Genomic DNA, 16799 nt, shown 5'->3' with positions numbered 1-16799 from the left:
TTTTGCTAGTCAGTAAAAATTATACTTATTCAACAAAAAAGCACCTATCATTAGGTGCTTTTTTGTTATGCTCCTTTCATCTGCGAAGCAAGTTAATTCTTTTTAAATGAACCCATGATTACACGAACAAAGCCACCAATGAACCTTGGGAGTTTAAAGGTATAAAATTTAATGAGAACCCCTCCTCTTTTCCTTATGACAAGTGAACACTTCATATTATTGTATGATTACCATGCCTAATAAGTACATCACGGCTCTTTATCATTATTAATATGCCTGTATCAAAAGAAAAAGTACCTTTTTTCCTAATAAGCTTATTGGAAAGACATAGCGTTGATCCCCACTCGATTACCTTATCTTCTAAAGGATAGTAGAAGTTTTCAAGTGATAAACCCTCTACAGTAGGTGTTAAGGGGATAAAAGAAATTATTGGTAAGTTATAATTTTCTTCTATATCATGGATTCCAGAACGAAATAAAGAAATTTCATTTTGAGAATCAATTATACTTGTTTGGATATCTGGATCCAAGCGGTAGAGTAATTGAATATTAGCCAGTGTGTGATCCATTCGACCACCTGTAGCTCCAAATATAACTAGATTATCAGGCTTTAAAGCTATCGCTTCTAAAATTGCTAAATCTAAATCGGTCTCATTTTTTTCAATTGGAAAAACTTTTATTTCCTTTGCATGTTCTTTCACTCTTATTAATTCAACTTCAGTAATGGAATCAAAATCACCAATTGCTAGATCTAGACTGATATTTGCTTCTATTAAACGGTAAGAACCTTTATCTGCACCAATCCAATAGTCAACTTGATTCTGATATAATGTTAAATTTGGAATGAATGAAGCAGGTCCCCCTGCTACAATGGCTACAGTATACATGATTCGTTACCCCTTTTTAAGCACAAAATTATTTTGTTGCATGTCGAATAACTTCAATTGCTTTATGTCGATCCTGTTGATTGAAAATTGCACTTCCCGCCACTAGTACATCGACACCAGCATCGGTACACAATTTAGCTGTCTCTGCATTGATACCACCATCTACTTCGAACTCTACATGTGGTGCGAATTCTTTTCTCCATACAGCTGCTTGTTTAACCTTGGACAATACATCTGCGATAAAAGATTGCCCACCAAATCCTGGATTTACAGTCATAAACAAAACTAGATCAACATCTTTTAAAATGGGATAGATCATTTCTACAGGTGTACCAGGATTAATAACGACTCCCGCTTTTACTCCTCTTGCTTTAATCGCGTGTATGGTACGGTGTAAATGTGTACATGCTTCAACATGAACAGAAATAATATCTGCTCCAGCATCAGCAAAAGCATCAATATAGTCATCTGGATTATCTATCATTAAATGCACATCTAAAGGTAACGTTGTAACTGGACGAATGGCATCAACAATAAGAGGTCCGATCGTAATGTTAGGAACAAAGTGGCCGTCCATTACATCCACATGAATATAATCGGCTCCCCCTTGTTCCACGTCTATAATTTCATCTTTCAATCGTGCGAAATCAGCTGATAGAATTGATGGAGCAATTTTTGTCATCTGTTAATACCTCGGCTTTCTAGTATGAATTTCATCATAAAATGAAACATAATGTTTGTATCTAAATGGTGCAATTTCTTCCTTTTCTACTGCAGCTTTAATAGCACATTTGGGCTCATTTATATGCATGCAACCACGGAACTTACAATCATTCTGTAACCTTCTCATTTCTGGAAAACAAACTGGTAATGTTTCTAAATCAATTTGATCAAATTCCAATGAACTAAATCCTGGTGTATCCGCAACTAAACCTGCAGCAATTTCTACGAGTTCAACATGCCTGGTTGTATGTTTACCACGATTAAGACTAGATGAAATTTCATTTGTCTCAATATCAAGTTGTGGATTCAATTTGTTTAATAATGATGATTTACCAACGCCTGATTGTCCAGCAATAACCGATATGTTATTCGAGAAATAAGGCATTAATTGTTGTAGGTCAGAACCATCTTTCGTTGAGGACACTTCAACCTGATAGCCAATAGACCGATAAATTTCTTGATACGAATTAATTTTCGCCAGTTCATCAGCAGAAAGCATATCTACCTTTGAAATGAAAATTACGGGTTCTATTTGATTTGCTTCGACTAATAGTAAAAAACGATCTAATAGTAGGGAGCTGAAATCAGGTTCTTTCGCTGATACAACAATAATGGCTTGATCAATATTCGCTATCGGTGGACGTCTTAATTCATTTTTACGTTCTTTCACTTCAAAAATATAGCCTTCATTTGGATTGCTAATATCAAATTGGACTTCATCACCAACTAATGGTGAGATTTTTTGTTTACGAAACAAACCCCGTCCTCTGCATTGATAGATATCTTGACCACTTTTTACGTAATAGAAGCCACTTAACGCTTTCATGATTTTACCTTCAGGCATTCATTCACTCACCCCTCTACATCTTCATATGCAATCGTTTTTTGTAAGATCACTTGATCTTCTCTTTCGACTTTGTACGTTGCTGTCTCACCTGGCGCAATTGTGAGTCTGACAGAAAATTCCGTATCTTCTGTGATCGACTCTGTCTCATACAAACTCGTAAGATCGTTATCCATGTCATTAATGTAAATACGTACTTCTTGTGCTTCACCGGAACTATTCTCGTTATTTTCGTTCCCGTTCGCATTTTCATTAGCATTACCGTTAGTTGAAGCGTCACCGGTATATGGAATTGTAAATGACACAGTATGCGTTATAGGCGGTTGTTCTTCCTCCCCTATTGAAACGACAAGATCAACAACTGAATCTTCTTCCACTTCACTATTGGCACTAGGTGATTGACTAATCACATCTCCTTCTGCCACTTCATCTGAATTACTTTCTTCTACATTAGCAGATAGATTGTTTGCCTCGAGATAATCTCGTGCATCATCTTCACTCATACCAGTTAAGTCATCTAACGTTATCGTTTTCTCCCCGGCACTAACGTCAAATATAACAGTCGTATCAGAAGGAACAACCGCACTATTTGCTGTAGGTTCAACCTGTGCTAAAATCTGCCCTTCAGGTTGATCAGAATAGGTATCATTTCTCTGAACGTCTTGATATCCTTTTTGCAAGAGAATTCGTTCTACTTGATCATAATTTTGACCTACGTAATCAGAGATATCCTCCGTTTCTTTCCCTTGACTAACATAAACCGTTATTGATGAACCTTCTTTAATATTTTTACCTGCCTCGGGGTTTGTTCGAGTGACATGATCTTCCGGAATTTCATCTGAAAAATCATCTTCACGTTCCACTTCCAAACCTAGTTCAACAAGTTCCTGTAATGCATCACTATATGCCTCTCCTTCTAACTCAGGAATCGTGATATCATCTGGTTGAAGCCAATTAGGCAGAACAAATAGTGCAAACAGACCAGAGCTTATCAAAACAAAAAACAATATAATGAGCCATATAAAAACTTTCTTCTTTTTCGATTTCTTTTTCTTATCTTTTTTATTTTTACCTGTTTTTTTATCTTTTTCGTTATCATCTGTTGGTTGCTCATTTACAACATAATTTTTAGTATGGACGAGTGTATCTTGTGCTGATTTATTTTTCTCAAATGATTGTTCTGTTATGATCGGAATTGCCTTTGTTGCCTCTCCCTCTTCTTCAGGAGGAAGAAAAGGTGCTTCATTTATACGAGATGGGTCTAATACTGTTATTAAATCTTGTTCAAAAGCGTCTACCGAATCATAACGATAGAACGGATCTTTTGTTGTTGCCTTTAAGACAACATTTTCAATACTTTGTGGTATTTCTTTATTCCATTGTCTAATGGATGGCGTATCTGATTGTAAGTGTTTCAAAGCAATCGATACCGCAGATTGTCCAGAAAAAGGTATTTGACCTGTCAATAATTCAAAGAGTACAATACCTAAAGAATATATATCAGATTTTTTATTTGCAGTACCGCCTCGTGCTTGTTCTGGTGAAAGGTAGTGAACAGAACCTAAAACAGAATTGGTTTGTGTTAAAGAGGTAGCACTTAGGGCTAATGCTATACCAAAATCAGTAACTTTAACTTGACCAAAAGGATCAATTAAAATATTTTGAGGTTTGATGTCACGATGAACAATATCATTTTCATGGGCATGATCAATTGCCGAAGTAACTTGTCTCATAATTGCAATTGCCTCTTCAACTTGGATTGGACCGTATAATTGAATGTATTTCTTCAAAGTCATTCCGTTCACATATTCCATTACCATGTAGTAGATATTATCTTCATCACCGACATCATATATATTAACTATATATGGATTAGATAGACTCGTTGCAGAATGTGCTTCTCGATGAAAACGTGTAATAAATTCTTCATCATTTGCATATTCTAATTTCAACACTTTAATAGCTACTTCACGATCTAAGATGGTGTCATGCCCTAAGTATACATTGGCCATCCCACCGCCGCCAATCGTCTTCATTACCTTATAACGCTCATTTAGCAATCGACCTTCTAGCACGACGGATCACCTTCTTTTACTGATTCATACTCAGATAAAGTAATGGTGATATTATCCTCTCCACCACGCTCATTAGCTAGATTAACTAATTGTTGTCCAATTAGTTCAACTGAATCACTCTTCTCCAAATAAGCACCAAATTCTTCATCACTAACTTTATTAGATAAACCGTCTGAACAAATTAATAAACGGTCATTTTCTTTCCATTCTTCAGATCGCACATCTGGAAACGCACTTTCATCTGTCCCCAAAGCTCGCATCAAGACATTTTTTCGCGGATGAAATGCAGCATCTTCTTTAGAGATTTGGCCAGATCGTACAAGTTCATTGACGAGTGAATGATCGTCTGTTACTTGACGAAGTATATGATCATGATAAAGATAACAGCGGCTATCACCAATATGCGCGATAGAAACAAAATCACCAGTAAAAATCGCAGCCACTATCGTAGTGCCCATACCAGTGCATTCTGTATTCTTCTGAGCATGATCATAGACTTTTTGATTAATCTCATTAATTGAATTTGTTAACCATTCTTCCGTTTCCTCTTTTGTTTTGAAGCTAGTAGTTTCTGGCCATCCTTTTTGAAAGTAATTAATGACCATTTTACTCGCCACATCACCTGCATTATGGCCACCCATTCCATCTGCTACAACACTTAAGACTTGGTTTTCTCGATTACGAAATATACCACCAGCATCTTCATTATGCTCTCTTACTTTACCTTGATCCGTTATAAAATATTGCTTCATTCATCTCACCCCGTATCATTCATTCTTCATCATTATATACTTAATCTATTTCTAATAACGTATGTCTTTTTATTTCTTTTGCAAGCGTGTAAGGAAAAAACCATCCGTTTGATAATCATCCGGGAATAATTGCAATCCTAGATTAGATAAACCAGGAGCATCTTGGATGAATTCTGGTAGCGTTTCGAAAAAAGTCTTATCTATTTCAAAGTCAGTATTCGCAAGTAAAAATGCTTCCACTACTTTTTCATTCTCTAAAGTATCAACTGTACATGTACTATATAAAAGTTTACCATCTTTTTTTAATAAATGTGCAACATTTTCTAATAATGCTAACTGAATGGTTGCTAAATTAGTAATATCCGCTTCATTTTTGTTGTATTTAATATCTGGTTTCCCTCTAATAACGCCTAAACCTGAGCATGGTGCATCCACTAATATCCGATCAAATGTGTTCGGGTTGTGATAGGCATCTAAGTTTCTAGCATCTGCTCCCTTTGTCTCAATATTGGTTAAGCCCAATACACCTGCTTTTTTAGCAACAAGATCTGCCTTCTTCTCTAATAAGTCATAAGCAAAAATCTGTCCTGTGTTCTTGAGCTTTTCAGCGATATGTGTTGTCTTTCCACCTGGCGCACTACATGCATCTAAGACGATCTGATTCTCTTCTAATTGTAACATTTCTGCTACTAGCATCGAACTCTGATCTTGAATAGATAAACTATTTCTACTAAATAAGTCACTTTTTAATACATTACCTTTTAATACGACAATTCCTTGTGCTGAGAAAAGAGAAGCTTCTACCTCATAGCCTTCATCTTCCAGTGCTTTGATTGCCTCATCCCGTGTTATTTTTAAGGGTTGGACACGAACAGACATTGGCTTTGTTTGTAAGTTAGCATGACAAATTAATTCTGTTTTAGCCATACCATACGCCATAACCCAACGTTTTACAAGCCACAATGGATGACTTGTTTCTAAACTAAGGCGTTCAACATCATCTGAAATTGTATCAAACGAAGGAAAACCACTTCGCTGTGCACTACGTAATACGCCATTAACTAAAGAAGAAATACCTTCATGTCCTCTTTTTTTAGCAATCGTAACTGCCTCATTAATAATTGCATGATCAGGAACCTTCTCTAAATAATGCATTTGATAGAAGGATAGATAAAGCAACCACTTTACCCAAGATGCTAATTTTTCTGGTTTTTTCACAAAATGCGATACGAAATAATCCAGTGTTAGTTTTCTTTGTAACGTACCGTAAACAATCTCTGTTAATAGTGATTGATCTAATGTTGATAGATCATTTGACTTAATTGTATGATCAATTAATAAGTGACTGAACGCACCATTATCACCTATTCGCAATAAAACATCTAATGAACTTGCTCGTACATTTTTTTTCTTCATCTTATTCTCCCAACTTTTCGCCTACTTTTAATGATTGACCGCTCCCACGTACAAAGTCTGCAACAGACATTTTCTTTTTACCGGACGGTTGTATTTCAGTAATCCTTAATCCTTCTTTATTTCCGCAACAGACAATGATTCCGCTAGAACTAACTTCTACTATTTCTCCGACCTTATTTTGATAAGTAGTATGCTCTATTTCTCCCCACCAAATTTTAATATTATTCCCATTTAGAGTCGTACTTGCGACAGGCCACGGATGAAGCCCTCTAATATGATTATATATTTCGTCGTTTGTTTCGTTCCAATCTATTTTTTCTTGTTCACGTTTAATATTTGGTGCATACGTAACAAGGGTTTCATCTTGCTCTATTGATTGAGCAGATTGGTTTATAATCGTTGGCAACGTTTCCTGTAAAAGTGTTGCCCCAACTTCAGCTAACTTCTCGTGTAAAGACCCTACATGATCATCATGCTTAATTGTAATTTCAGACTGCGAAATAATCGCTCCTGCATCTAACTTTTCAGCCATATACATAATTGTTACGCCAGTTTTTGTTTTACCTTGGAGTAGTGCATAATGAATTGGCGCACCACCTCGAAGTTCTGGTAAAAGAGACGCATGTACATTAATACAACCAAACTTCGGAACTTCTAATAACGCTTTTGGTAAAATCTGTCCAAAGGCCGCTGTCACGATAATATCAGGCTCATATTCCAAAATTTCTTGATAGGTGTCTTTAACTTTTTCTGGCTGATACACCGGAATACCTTGCTTAATAGCTTCATCTTTTACTGGTGGCGGTGTCAATTTTTTCTTTCTGCCCTTAGGACGATCTGGTTGTGTGACGACTAATACCACATTATAATTATCTTCTACTAATTGTTTTAAAATAGGAACAGCGAAATCTGGTGTTCCCATAAATACGACATTCTGCATCAAATACCTCATTTCTACATTAATTGATAGGGTTGTAAATCAATTTGAATTAATAACTCATTCTTTTGTATATCTTTTTCATAATAGGCTAAAACCCGTTGCAGTACACGTCGTTGTTCTGGTTCATTTTTGTATTTTATCATGCATTGATAGCGATATCTATCTTTTATCCTTGTTATTGGTGATGGTGTAGGACCTAACACACGGACTTGACTCGATAAGTGTTTAATCAATAGCTGTGTAATTGTCTTTGTAACTTCCATTGCTTTTAATTCATTCGGATGGGAGACCGTTACTAATGTTAGAAAATAGTATGGCGGATAATTATATGTCTTTCGTAATAACATCTCTTTTTTAAAGAAGGCCTCATAATCATATTGCGCGGCTAGTTCTACACTGTAATGGTCTGGCGTATAGGTCTGAATAACAACTTCTCCTGGTAGATGGTGTCTGCCAGCACGCCCACTTACTTGTGTCAAAAGTTGAAATGTTTTTTCAGAAGCACGAAAATCAGGTAAGTGTAACAAACTATCTGCAGCCAACACACCGACTAACGTAACATTACCAAAGTCAAGACCTTTTGCGATCATTTGTGTACCTAATAAAATATCCGCTTCATGGTTCCCAAACTGATCTAATAACTTTTCATGCGCACCTTTTCTTCTTGTTGTATCGACATCCATTCGAATCACGCGTGCCGCAGGTATCACTTCTTGAATTGCTTCCTCTACTTTTTGTGTTCCTGTACCAAAATAACGGATTGTTTCACTCAAGCAATCCGGACATTTATCAGGCATTTTTTCTTCATGACTACAATAATGACATTTTAATTTTTCCGTTTTCCGATGATAGGTTAGTGCAATATCACAATGTGGACAATTAATAACATACCCACAATCACGGCACATCACAAATGTTGAATAACCGCGTCGATTTAAAAATAAGACTACTTGTTCTTTACGTTCGATACGCTTTTCAATTTCTTCTTTTAATTGTCTAGAAAACATTGTTCTATTTCCAGCATGAAGTTCTTCTCGCATATCAACAATATGTACATCAGGCATTTTTGTTTCATTCATCCGATCAGGCATAGATAACAGCTGATAAATACCTTTACCAGCTCTTGCATAGGATTCTAACGTTGGTGTTGCACTTCCTAAAATAACAGGACAATGATGGTATTCTCCGCGATAAATCGCAACATCACGTGTGTGATAACGCGGATGTTCTTCCTGTTTATAACTCGTTTCATGTTCTTCATCAATAATAATAATACCAACATTTTCAAATGGTGCAAAGATAGCTGATCTTGCACCAACAACCACATTTACTTCCTTGCGTTGAATTTTACGCCATTCGTCAAATCGTTCACCTTTTGATAGAGCACTATGCATAACAGCCACTTGTGAACCAAACCTACCTTTAAATCGCGTAACCATTTGTGGTGTTAAGGAGATTTCGGGTACTAAAACGATAGCTTCTTTACCTTGTTCTAAGACATGCTGAATAGATTGTAAATAGACTTCCGTTTTTCCACTACCTGTTACACCATGTAAAAGAAAAACATCATGACTCGCTGTATCAAGTGACGCAACTATCGGTTCCATTACTTTTTCTTGTTGCTTCATTAATGGAAGTGCAGTGGTCCGCTCAATTTGATCATCTTTGAATGGATTACGATATATTTCTTCTTTTCTTTCTATTAATAAACCTTCATCTATTAATGGTTTAACTGTTGCTTGCGTTGTATGCAGTTTTTTCAAGAAATCACGTTTTAAAATCATCTCACTATTATCTTGAAAATAACGTAGTACTTCTATTTTTTTCTTTGCTTGCTTTGGTAAATCCGCAATTATTTCTTCTAATTCTAGTGGATCCTTTCCCGATCCAATCATTATTTGCTTTTTAAATGTTTCCTTCGAGTTTACCTGATAGATCATCTCTACTAGATCTGCTTTTATTGCCTGTTGCAACTGTTTATGCGATCCTGACATTTCAACAAATTCCTCGTATTCAAGGTAATCACGACTAGCAAACAATTCTTCTAGCTCATCAGATAACCTTTCATCCGTTAGACGGTGCATGGTCTTTTTATATGTTGCCTTTAAAGCTTGTGGTAGCATTGCTTGAAAGGTGGAAATATAAAAGCTTATTGTGTGTTCTGCCAACCATTTCCCCAAATCCAATAATTCATCTGTCAACACAGGTGTGACATCCATTAACGCCATAATCTTCTTTAGTGGCGAGAAATCCGATTGATCCGTAAGCTCCAGAATATACCCCATAATCTTCCTTGGTCCAAATGGAACAATGACGCGCATGCCTCGATGTATCGACCCCTGTAACGTTTCTGGTATCTCGTAATCAAATACACGATTGGTTTGAGAGGCAGGCACATCGACTACTACTTTAGCAATATTCACTTCTCATCAGCCTTTAGATCGTTGATTATTTGTTCTAAGATTTGTTTTGCTATTTCTTTTTTTTGCGCTAATCCAAAGTGCGTCGTAACACCAGAACGATGCATGTATGTGACATCGTTTGTATTTGATTTAAAACCAGCACCTTTAGCTTGAATATCATTAACAATAATCGCATCCAAATTTTTGCTAACTAATTTCTTTTGACCTTGTTCCATTAGATTATCAGTCTCAGCAGCGAAACCTACTAAAAATTGATCGGTTTTTTTGCTACCTAACTCTTTTAAAATGTCTGTCGTACGTTCAAATTCAAGCATTAAATCTCCATCTATCTTTTTCATTTTTCTGTCATACGTTGTTTTAGGTCGATAATCTGCAACTGCGGCTGCTTTAATTACGATATCACTTGTGGAAAAATAACGATTCATTTGCTCATGCATTTCACTTGCTGAAACAATGTCAACACGATTTACATTAGCTGGTGTATCTAATTCTACAGGACCTGAAACAAGTGTGACCTCTGCACCAAATTGTGCTGCTACTTCAGCTAAAGCAAAACCCATCTTCCCAGAAGAATGATTTGTAAAAAAACGAACAGGATCGATTTTTTCTTGTGTTGGTCCAGCTGAAATTAAAACCTTTTTATTTGCTAATACTTTACTCATTTTCTTGTTCTCTTCCAAAACTGCTACAATTGTTTCTGGCTCTTCTAATCTTCCTTTTCCAACATACCCACAAGCAAGATAACCATCACCAGGTTCAATAAATTTATAACCCCACGATTCTAATCTTTTCATATTATTAACCACAGCAGGATGTGCATACATATGTACGTTCATTGCAGGCGCTATATAAACATCCGCTCTTGTTGCAGTAATAGTAGTAGATAACATATCATCAGCTATCCCATTAGCGATTTTACCAATCATATTCGCTGTTGCTGGTGCAATTATAAATAAATCAGCCCAATCCGCTAAATCAATATGGGCTATTTTTTCTGAATCTTTTTCATCGAATGTATCTGTATAAACTGGATTACGAGATAACGCCTGAAAAGTTAACGGACTGACAAATTCCTGTGCGCTTTCTGTCATAATAACTTTTACTATTGCACCCTTTTGGACCAGTTTACTTGTTAGTGCACAAGCCTTATATGCAGCAATGCCTCCAGTTACGCCGAGTACAACATGTGAACCGTTTAGCATGTCATTTCTCCTTTCAAAAATTAACTGTTTTCGTAAAGTAGGAATATTTATAGAAGAAACCCCCGCCTGCAAAATGCAAACGAGGGAATACTAAGAAATAGTCAGTGTTTATCTTCTTTCTTTTACATCAGTTGCAATGTAAGTCAACTTACCCGCTTGAATTTCTTCCAAAGCAATTCCAACCTGTTTAAATGATTTAGGGTTTTCTAACTGATGCTTTTTCATTACTTGGATTTGTCTCGCACGTCGAGACGCTATCGTTACTAATGTGTATTTTGAATTAACGATTAATTGTAGCTTATCAATAGACGGTTCTAACATCATAATGAATCAACCTCCAACACTTTCTTATATTGTTTTGCGACACGTTCTCTCTTACAATGTTCACTTTTTACAATCGCTTGGACTTTATCCACAGCCACTTCGACTTGATCATTCACAACAACATAGTCATAGGCGTCCATCATTTCAATCTCTTCTTTGGCCGCATCCAATCTATTTGCTACTAATGCATCGCTTTCCGTACCACGGTTGACGATACGTGTCTTCAATTCCTCAAGACTAGGTGGTGATAAGAAAAGGAAAACACCCTCTGGGAAATTTTCTTTTACCTGAAGCGCACCTTGTACTTCAATCTCAAGGAATACATCTCTTCCAAGCTCTAAAGTCTCTTCTACATATTCACGTGGAGTGCCATAATAATTACCTACATATTCAGCATACTCTAATAATTGTTTGTCTTTAATCATTGATTCAAATTCATCTTTTGTTCGGTAAAAATAATCAACTGCTTCTTGTTCACCAACACGTTTTTGTCGCGTTGTCATTGAAATAGAATACTGTAAGGCGGTATCTCTTTCAAATAATGCTTTACGAACAGTTCCTTTTCCCACACCTGACGGACCAGATAATACAAATAAAATACCTTTCTCCTTGATCAACATACATCCTCCTGTTTGCACAAATTTCCATTCATGTCTACTATTTATTCATCTATCATTTCTTCATGACTAAGAACACGTTGACCTACAGTTTCAGGTTGAACAGCTGACAAGACAACATGGTCACTATCTGTAATAATTACGGCTCTTGTTCTACGGCCATAAGTTGCATCTACTAATTTATTATTTTCTCGAGCAACCGTAATAATTCTCTTTATTGGTGCAGATTCTGGTGATACGATAGAGATAATTCGATTAGCCGAGACGACATTTCCAAATCCTATGTTTATCAATCTTAAACTCAATCTTGCTCCCCCTCTATGTACATCATCTCCGTGTACGGTTAATCTTAATCTACTTATAATTTCTATTCCTATATATTATAGTACATTTTAGGACATGATGAAAATATTTATTCGACATTAAGAATTTGTTCTTTCAATTTTTCCATTTCTGTTTTTAGCGTAACAACCCACTCGCTAATTAATGCATCATTTGATTTGGAACCAATTGTATTTGTTTCACGGAGCATTTCTTGTAAAATAAACTCTAATTTCCTGCCCATCACCTGTTCTTGCTCAATCGCAGTACGAAACTGTTTGAGATGACTATGTAATCGTGTAACTTCCTCCGTTATATCTCCTTTTTCAGCAAGCAAGGCAATTTCATGATATATTTTACTATCATCAGGAAGCATTTCCGTTGTGTAGGACTTAATTCTATTCTGAATTCGCTGCCGATATTCTATTATAACAGTTTCTCGACGTTCACCCAACATATTTATAATTTTTTCTATTTTTTCTATTCGTGTTACCATATCTACTTTTAATGCTTGTCCTTCTATTATACGCATATCCCAAACTTGTTGACACGCATTTTCAACACTAACTAAAATTGCGTCCTTTAACTCATCCGTTTCTCGATCTATTTCTTGAACAGCCACAACTTCCTTCAGACTCGGAATCATTGCAATGGTCACTTCATCAGCTAAGTCATAGCGCGACTGAACCTTATGAAACATCGTAATATATTGATCAAAGAGATTCCAGTCCACTTGTAAATCACGTTTTACAAATCCCTGACCAGATATTGAAATAAAGACTTCTATTCTCCCACGAGAAAAATAACGTTGGACATTTTTTTTGATTTTATCTTCAAACATAGAAAATGCCTGTGGCAGTTTTAATGAGATATCAAGAAAACGTTGGTTCACACTTCTTATTTCCACCGTAATAACCGTATCACCCACAATTCTAACTTCTCTACCAAATCCAGTCATGCTGTTTGTCACATCATCACATCCAATTTTATATTTCATTCTTAAATATATAAAAGTAGTATAGCAAAAATAATCACGAAAATAAAAACGAGACTGGAACATAACGAAATTTACTAACTCTATATACGAATAATCATTCCATAAACATATATACATGACCCAACTTTTGCAGCGTGATGGAAAACGCGACGTAGATTCCTTACCTGCTACGTCAGCAAATGGATTCCCTTTCCGTGGGCACAGTCTCAGCTAACTTGGTAAAAAAACCTTTACCAAGTGGATCTTCTACTTGTGCTGTTCCCACAGGATCAGGAATGCTTCAAAGAACCCACATCGCACGAAGGAAATCGATTTGTATTTTCGAGGAGTGTCATCCATTTGCTTCCATAGCGAGTACGGTACGTCAGAATTTATAGATGTTTCTTAATAAACGTCAATCTTTTAGAAAGTAGCCTTTTTTAATGACTGTCAAGCAAATTAACAGACAGTTGATCACTATGTCTACTTTTTAACTAAATCAAAAAAACGAGCTATAGTTGTATTAACAGCTATTATAGCTCGGTTATTTGATTCTTTATTTAATTTTAGTCTAGCCTGTTATATTTTCTTATGATTTAGCTGTGCCTTTCGTGAATCCAAATAATACAGTTGGAATCGCACTCAGTGACAAGATAAAGATCCAGTCTCGTAAATGAAGATCCACTGTCTCAAAAATCACTTGCAATGGCGGGTAATAAATAACAACCATCAGTAGAGCAACTGAGGAAAATACCGCTCCTAACAAATAAATGTTTTGAAATGGATTACGTGAAAAAATCGAGCGTTCACTTCGACAATCAAAAACATGAATGAGTTGTGCCATTACAAGTGTTGTAAAGGCGATTGTTCTGGCATATGTTAGATGTGCTGGGTCATTTTGATAAGCAGTCATGAATGCTAGTAACGTAACAACACCGATCATTAAACCACGTGTTAGTATTTTAATACCAAGTCCTCTGGAGAAAATACCTTCTTTTACGGGACGAGGTTTTGTTTTCATCACATTGTTCTCCGCTTGATCGAGTCCTAATGCCATAGCTGGTAAACCATCTGTTACAAGATTAACCCATAATATTTGCACCGGAATTAGTGGTAATGGAAAACCTAATGCGATCGCAAATAACATGACCAGTATTTCCCCTACGTTTGAGGCTAGTAGATAGCGAACGAATTTTCGAATATTTTCGTATATATTTCTTCCTTCTTCAATCGCTGCTTCAATCGTAGCAAAGTTGTCGTCAAGTAATACTAATGCAGAAGCTTCTTTGGCAACATCTGTGCCTGATTTACCCATACTAATACCTATATCACTTGCCTTCATCGCTGGAGCGTCATTTACTCCATCGCCCGTCATGGCAACTATATGTCCTTTTGCTTGTAAAGCTTGGACAATTTTTAATTTGTGTGCAGGTGTTACACGTGCAAACACATAGACATTATCCACTCGATCTGCTAACTCTTTTTCAGACATATGATTTAGTTCATATCCATTTAATACTTGTCCGCCTAAAGGTAGTATATCTAACTGTTTAGCTATCGCCTCAGCAGTTTTGGCATGGTCACCAGTTATCATAACTGTTTTAATTCCTGCGTCTTTACAAGCCTTGATTGCTTTTTTCACTTCCTTACGTGGTGGGTCCATCATTCCTACTAAGCCTACAAAAGTTAGGTTATTTTCAATTGACGTGTGATCGAGCGACATATCCGCATTAAGTGGCTTTACACAAATAGCAATTGTTCGCAAAGCCTGCTCTGTCATGACATTTAATTTTTCTTCTATTTCCTTTTTATCCTTACTTGTAAAAGGCCTACGTTCCGCATCATCCGTCAGATAATTAATACGTGGCAGCAGCACGTCCGGTGCACCCTTTGTAATTGCAAAACGCTTTTTTTGATTATCTTCTACAATAACGGTCATCCGTTTACGTTCTGAGTCAAAAGGTATTTCTTTGATTATTTTAAAGTTATTTCGATCATCTTCGGAAAGATTTGCTTTACGTGCCGCGATTAGTAAAGCACCTTCCGTTGGATCACCATCCACCTGCCATAATTTCTTTTTCTGCGTCAGTGTCGCATGATTACAGACCATCCCATACATTAAAACAGCATGTATTAATCTATCTGGTACAATCTCTTGATCTTGATAGAAGTTACCAGTTATTGCTTGACCTTCCCCTGTCACTTGAATTAATCGTTGATTTGTGTAGATTTGCCTCACTGTCATTCTATTTTCAGTCATCGTTCCCGTTTTATCAGAACAAATAACGGTTGTACTTCCTAATGTTTCTACCGCAGATAACTTTCGAACGATTGCCTTTTTCTTAATCATTCGTTGGACACCTAAAGATAGGGCCACCGTAACAATTGCTGGTAATCCTTCTGGGATCGCTGCTACTGCAAGAGATATCCCAGCTAAGAACATATCGTATAATGGATGTCCTTGCCATACACCAATGAAGACGACAAAAGCTGTCAGTATTAAAGCAATTACAATTAGTATTTTACCCAAATCAGCTAATCTACGTTCTAAAGGTGTTACTTGAGCTTTTGTTTGTACTAATAGATCGGCGATTTGACCCATCACTGTTTTCATCCCAGTCGCAACAACTACACCTACACCAGTTCCTTTTGAGACAAGCGTTCCCATAAAAGCCATGTTTTGTTGATCAGCATAATCCAGATCTTCGGTTGCGATCGATGTTATCTTTTTATGAACAGGTGCAGATTCCCCGGTTAAAGCTGATTCTTCAATTTCTAATCCTTCACCTTTACAGATTCGAATATCCGCAACAATTCGATCCCCATTTGTCAGTTTAATAATGTCACCAATAACTACTTGTTGTGATGGAATAGTTATCCACTCTTTATCACGCAGTACGTGTGCTACTGGAGCAGATAACTCCTTTAACTTAGTTAATGATTTCTCAGCTTTCTGTTCTTGAAAAAAACCTAAAAAACTATTGATTAATACAATTACTATGATCGCAATTGCATCTACATATTCCCCTAGTAAGCCTGATAATAATGTAGCAGCTAGCAGAACCAGGACCATGAAATCCTGAAATTGCTTTATGAACAGAAAAAATAAAGATGCTTTTTGTTTCTCTTCTAGCTGATTGGGTCCCGTTTTCTTTAAGCGTTCTGTTGCAACCTCTTTTGTTAGGCCTACTTTTTGATTAACTGCGAGCTTGTCCAAGACTTCTTCTTCACTTAACTGATACCAATTCACATCGCATTCCTCCATCTACTTTCGCTCGTAATCATATCTATGCAGACATA

The 16799-nt window shown here is 36.4% G+C and carries 15 protein-coding genes; all 15 read right to left on the bottom strand.

From position 1 onward, the window contains the following. Nucleotides 1-92 precede the first annotated feature (92 nt). The gene (gene spoVM, locus D2K60_RS14300; RefSeq protein WP_240335288.1) at nucleotides 93-215 is read right to left on the bottom strand and encodes a stage V sporulation protein SpoVM; all 123 of its coding nucleotides are present in this window, start codon (nucleotides 213-215) and stop codon (nucleotides 93-95) included. After that, entirely contained in the window at nucleotides 212-886 is a 675-nt protein-coding gene (locus tag D2K60_RS14295; RefSeq protein ID WP_117169750.1) for a thiamine diphosphokinase, read from the bottom strand. The genes spoVM and D2K60_RS14295 overlap by 4 nt, the downstream gene beginning before the upstream one ends. Nucleotides 887-914: 28 nt before the next feature. Beyond that, a complete protein-coding gene (gene rpe, locus D2K60_RS14290; protein WP_117169751.1) occupies nucleotides 915-1568 on the bottom strand; it encodes a ribulose-phosphate 3-epimerase in 654 nt (217 codons plus the stop codon). A 3-nt stretch (nucleotides 1569-1571) separates the two neighbouring features. Next, complete coding sequence (rsgA, locus tag D2K60_RS14285) at nucleotides 1572-2453, bottom strand: ribosome small subunit-dependent GTPase A (RefSeq protein ID WP_117169752.1); 882 nt, start codon at nucleotides 2451-2453, stop codon at nucleotides 1572-1574. A gap of 8 nt (nucleotides 2454-2461) precedes the next feature. Continuing rightward, nucleotides 2462-4528 carry a Stk1 family PASTA domain-containing Ser/Thr kinase gene (pknB, locus tag D2K60_RS14280; RefSeq protein WP_117169753.1) on the bottom strand — a complete coding sequence of 689 codons (2067 nt, stop codon included), beginning with the start codon at nucleotides 4526-4528 and terminating at the stop codon, nucleotides 2462-2464. Continuing rightward, a complete protein-coding gene (locus D2K60_RS14275; RefSeq protein WP_117169754.1) occupies nucleotides 4522-5280 on the bottom strand; it encodes a Stp1/IreP family PP2C-type Ser/Thr phosphatase in 759 nt (252 codons plus the stop codon). The genes pknB and D2K60_RS14275 overlap by 7 nt, the downstream gene beginning before the upstream one ends. A gap of 69 nt (nucleotides 5281-5349) precedes the next feature. Beyond that, entirely contained in the window at nucleotides 5350-6696 is a 1347-nt protein-coding gene (gene rsmB / locus D2K60_RS14270) for a 16S rRNA (cytosine(967)-C(5))-methyltransferase RsmB (protein WP_117169755.1), read from the bottom strand. A gap of 1 nt (nucleotide 6697) precedes the next feature. Further along, entirely contained in the window at nucleotides 6698-7636 is a 939-nt protein-coding gene (gene fmt / locus D2K60_RS14265) for a methionyl-tRNA formyltransferase (RefSeq protein ID WP_117169756.1), read from the bottom strand. Nucleotides 7637-7650: 14 nt separating this feature from the next. Beyond that, nucleotides 7651-10059, bottom strand: a complete 2409-nt coding sequence (gene priA, locus D2K60_RS14260; protein ID WP_117169757.1) for a primosomal protein N' — start codon at nucleotides 10057-10059, stop codon at nucleotides 7651-7653. Continuing rightward, a complete protein-coding gene (gene coaBC / locus D2K60_RS14255) occupies nucleotides 10056-11261 on the bottom strand; it encodes a bifunctional phosphopantothenoylcysteine decarboxylase/phosphopantothenate--cysteine ligase CoaBC (protein WP_117169758.1) in 1206 nt (401 codons plus the stop codon). The genes priA and coaBC overlap by 4 nt, the downstream gene beginning before the upstream one ends. Nucleotides 11262-11369: 108 nt before the next feature. After that, nucleotides 11370-11582 (bottom strand): DNA-directed RNA polymerase subunit omega, encoded by a 213-nt coding sequence (rpoZ, locus tag D2K60_RS14250; RefSeq protein WP_117170377.1) that lies wholly within the window; start codon nucleotides 11580-11582, stop codon nucleotides 11370-11372. Beyond that, complete coding sequence (gmk, locus tag D2K60_RS14245) at nucleotides 11582-12202, bottom strand: guanylate kinase (protein ID WP_117169759.1); 621 nt, start codon at nucleotides 12200-12202, stop codon at nucleotides 11582-11584. Before gmk ends, rpoZ begins: the two co-directional genes overlap by 1 nt. Nucleotides 12203-12246: 44 nt before the next feature. Beyond that, a complete protein-coding gene (remA, locus tag D2K60_RS14240) occupies nucleotides 12247-12507 on the bottom strand; it encodes an extracellular matrix/biofilm regulator RemA (RefSeq protein ID WP_117169760.1) in 261 nt (86 codons plus the stop codon). 107 nt (nucleotides 12508-12614) lie between these two features. Next, on the bottom strand, nucleotides 12615-13493 hold the full coding sequence (locus tag D2K60_RS14235; protein ID WP_162880744.1) for a YicC/YloC family endoribonuclease: 879 nt from the start codon (nucleotides 13491-13493) through the stop codon (nucleotides 12615-12617). Between the two features lie 595 nt (nucleotides 13494-14088). Further along, entirely contained in the window at nucleotides 14089-16749 is a 2661-nt protein-coding gene (locus D2K60_RS14230) for a cation-translocating P-type ATPase (protein ID WP_117169762.1), read from the bottom strand. Nucleotides 16750-16799: the final 50 nt, after the last annotated feature.

It is taken from the genome of Paraliobacillus sediminis, from assembly GCF_003426055.1.
The sequence above is the reverse complement of the archived record's forward strand: the minus strand, read 5'-3'. Positions and strand labels throughout refer to the sequence as shown.

Coding starts and splice junctions, on each gene's coding strand:
- rsmB (WP_117169755.1), bottom strand. CDS start 6,696: ATGAAGAAAAAAAATGTACGAGCAAGTTCATTAGATGTTTTATTGCGA.
- rpoZ (WP_117170377.1), bottom strand. CDS start 11,582: ATGTTAGAACCGTCTATTGATAAGCTACAATTAATCGTTAATTCAAAA.
- D2K60_RS14275 (WP_117169754.1), bottom strand. CDS start 5,280: ATGAAGCAATATTTTATAACGGATCAAGGTAAAGTAAGAGAGCATAAT.
- spoVM (WP_240335288.1), bottom strand. CDS start 215: ATGAAGTGTTCACTTGTCATAAGGAAAAGAGGAGGGGTTCTCATTAAA.
- rpe (WP_117169751.1), bottom strand. CDS start 1,568: ATGACAAAAATTGCTCCATCAATTCTATCAGCTGATTTCGCACGATTG.
- rsgA (WP_117169752.1), bottom strand. CDS start 2,453: ATGCCTGAAGGTAAAATCATGAAAGCGTTAAGTGGCTTCTATTACGTA.
- coaBC (WP_117169758.1), bottom strand. CDS start 11,261: ATGCTAAACGGTTCACATGTTGTACTCGGCGTAACTGGAGGCATTGCT.
- fmt (WP_117169756.1), bottom strand. CDS start 7,636: ATGCAGAATGTCGTATTTATGGGAACACCAGATTTCGCTGTTCCTATT.
- D2K60_RS14295 (WP_117169750.1), bottom strand. CDS start 886: ATGTATACTGTAGCCATTGTAGCAGGGGGACCTGCTTCATTCATTCCA.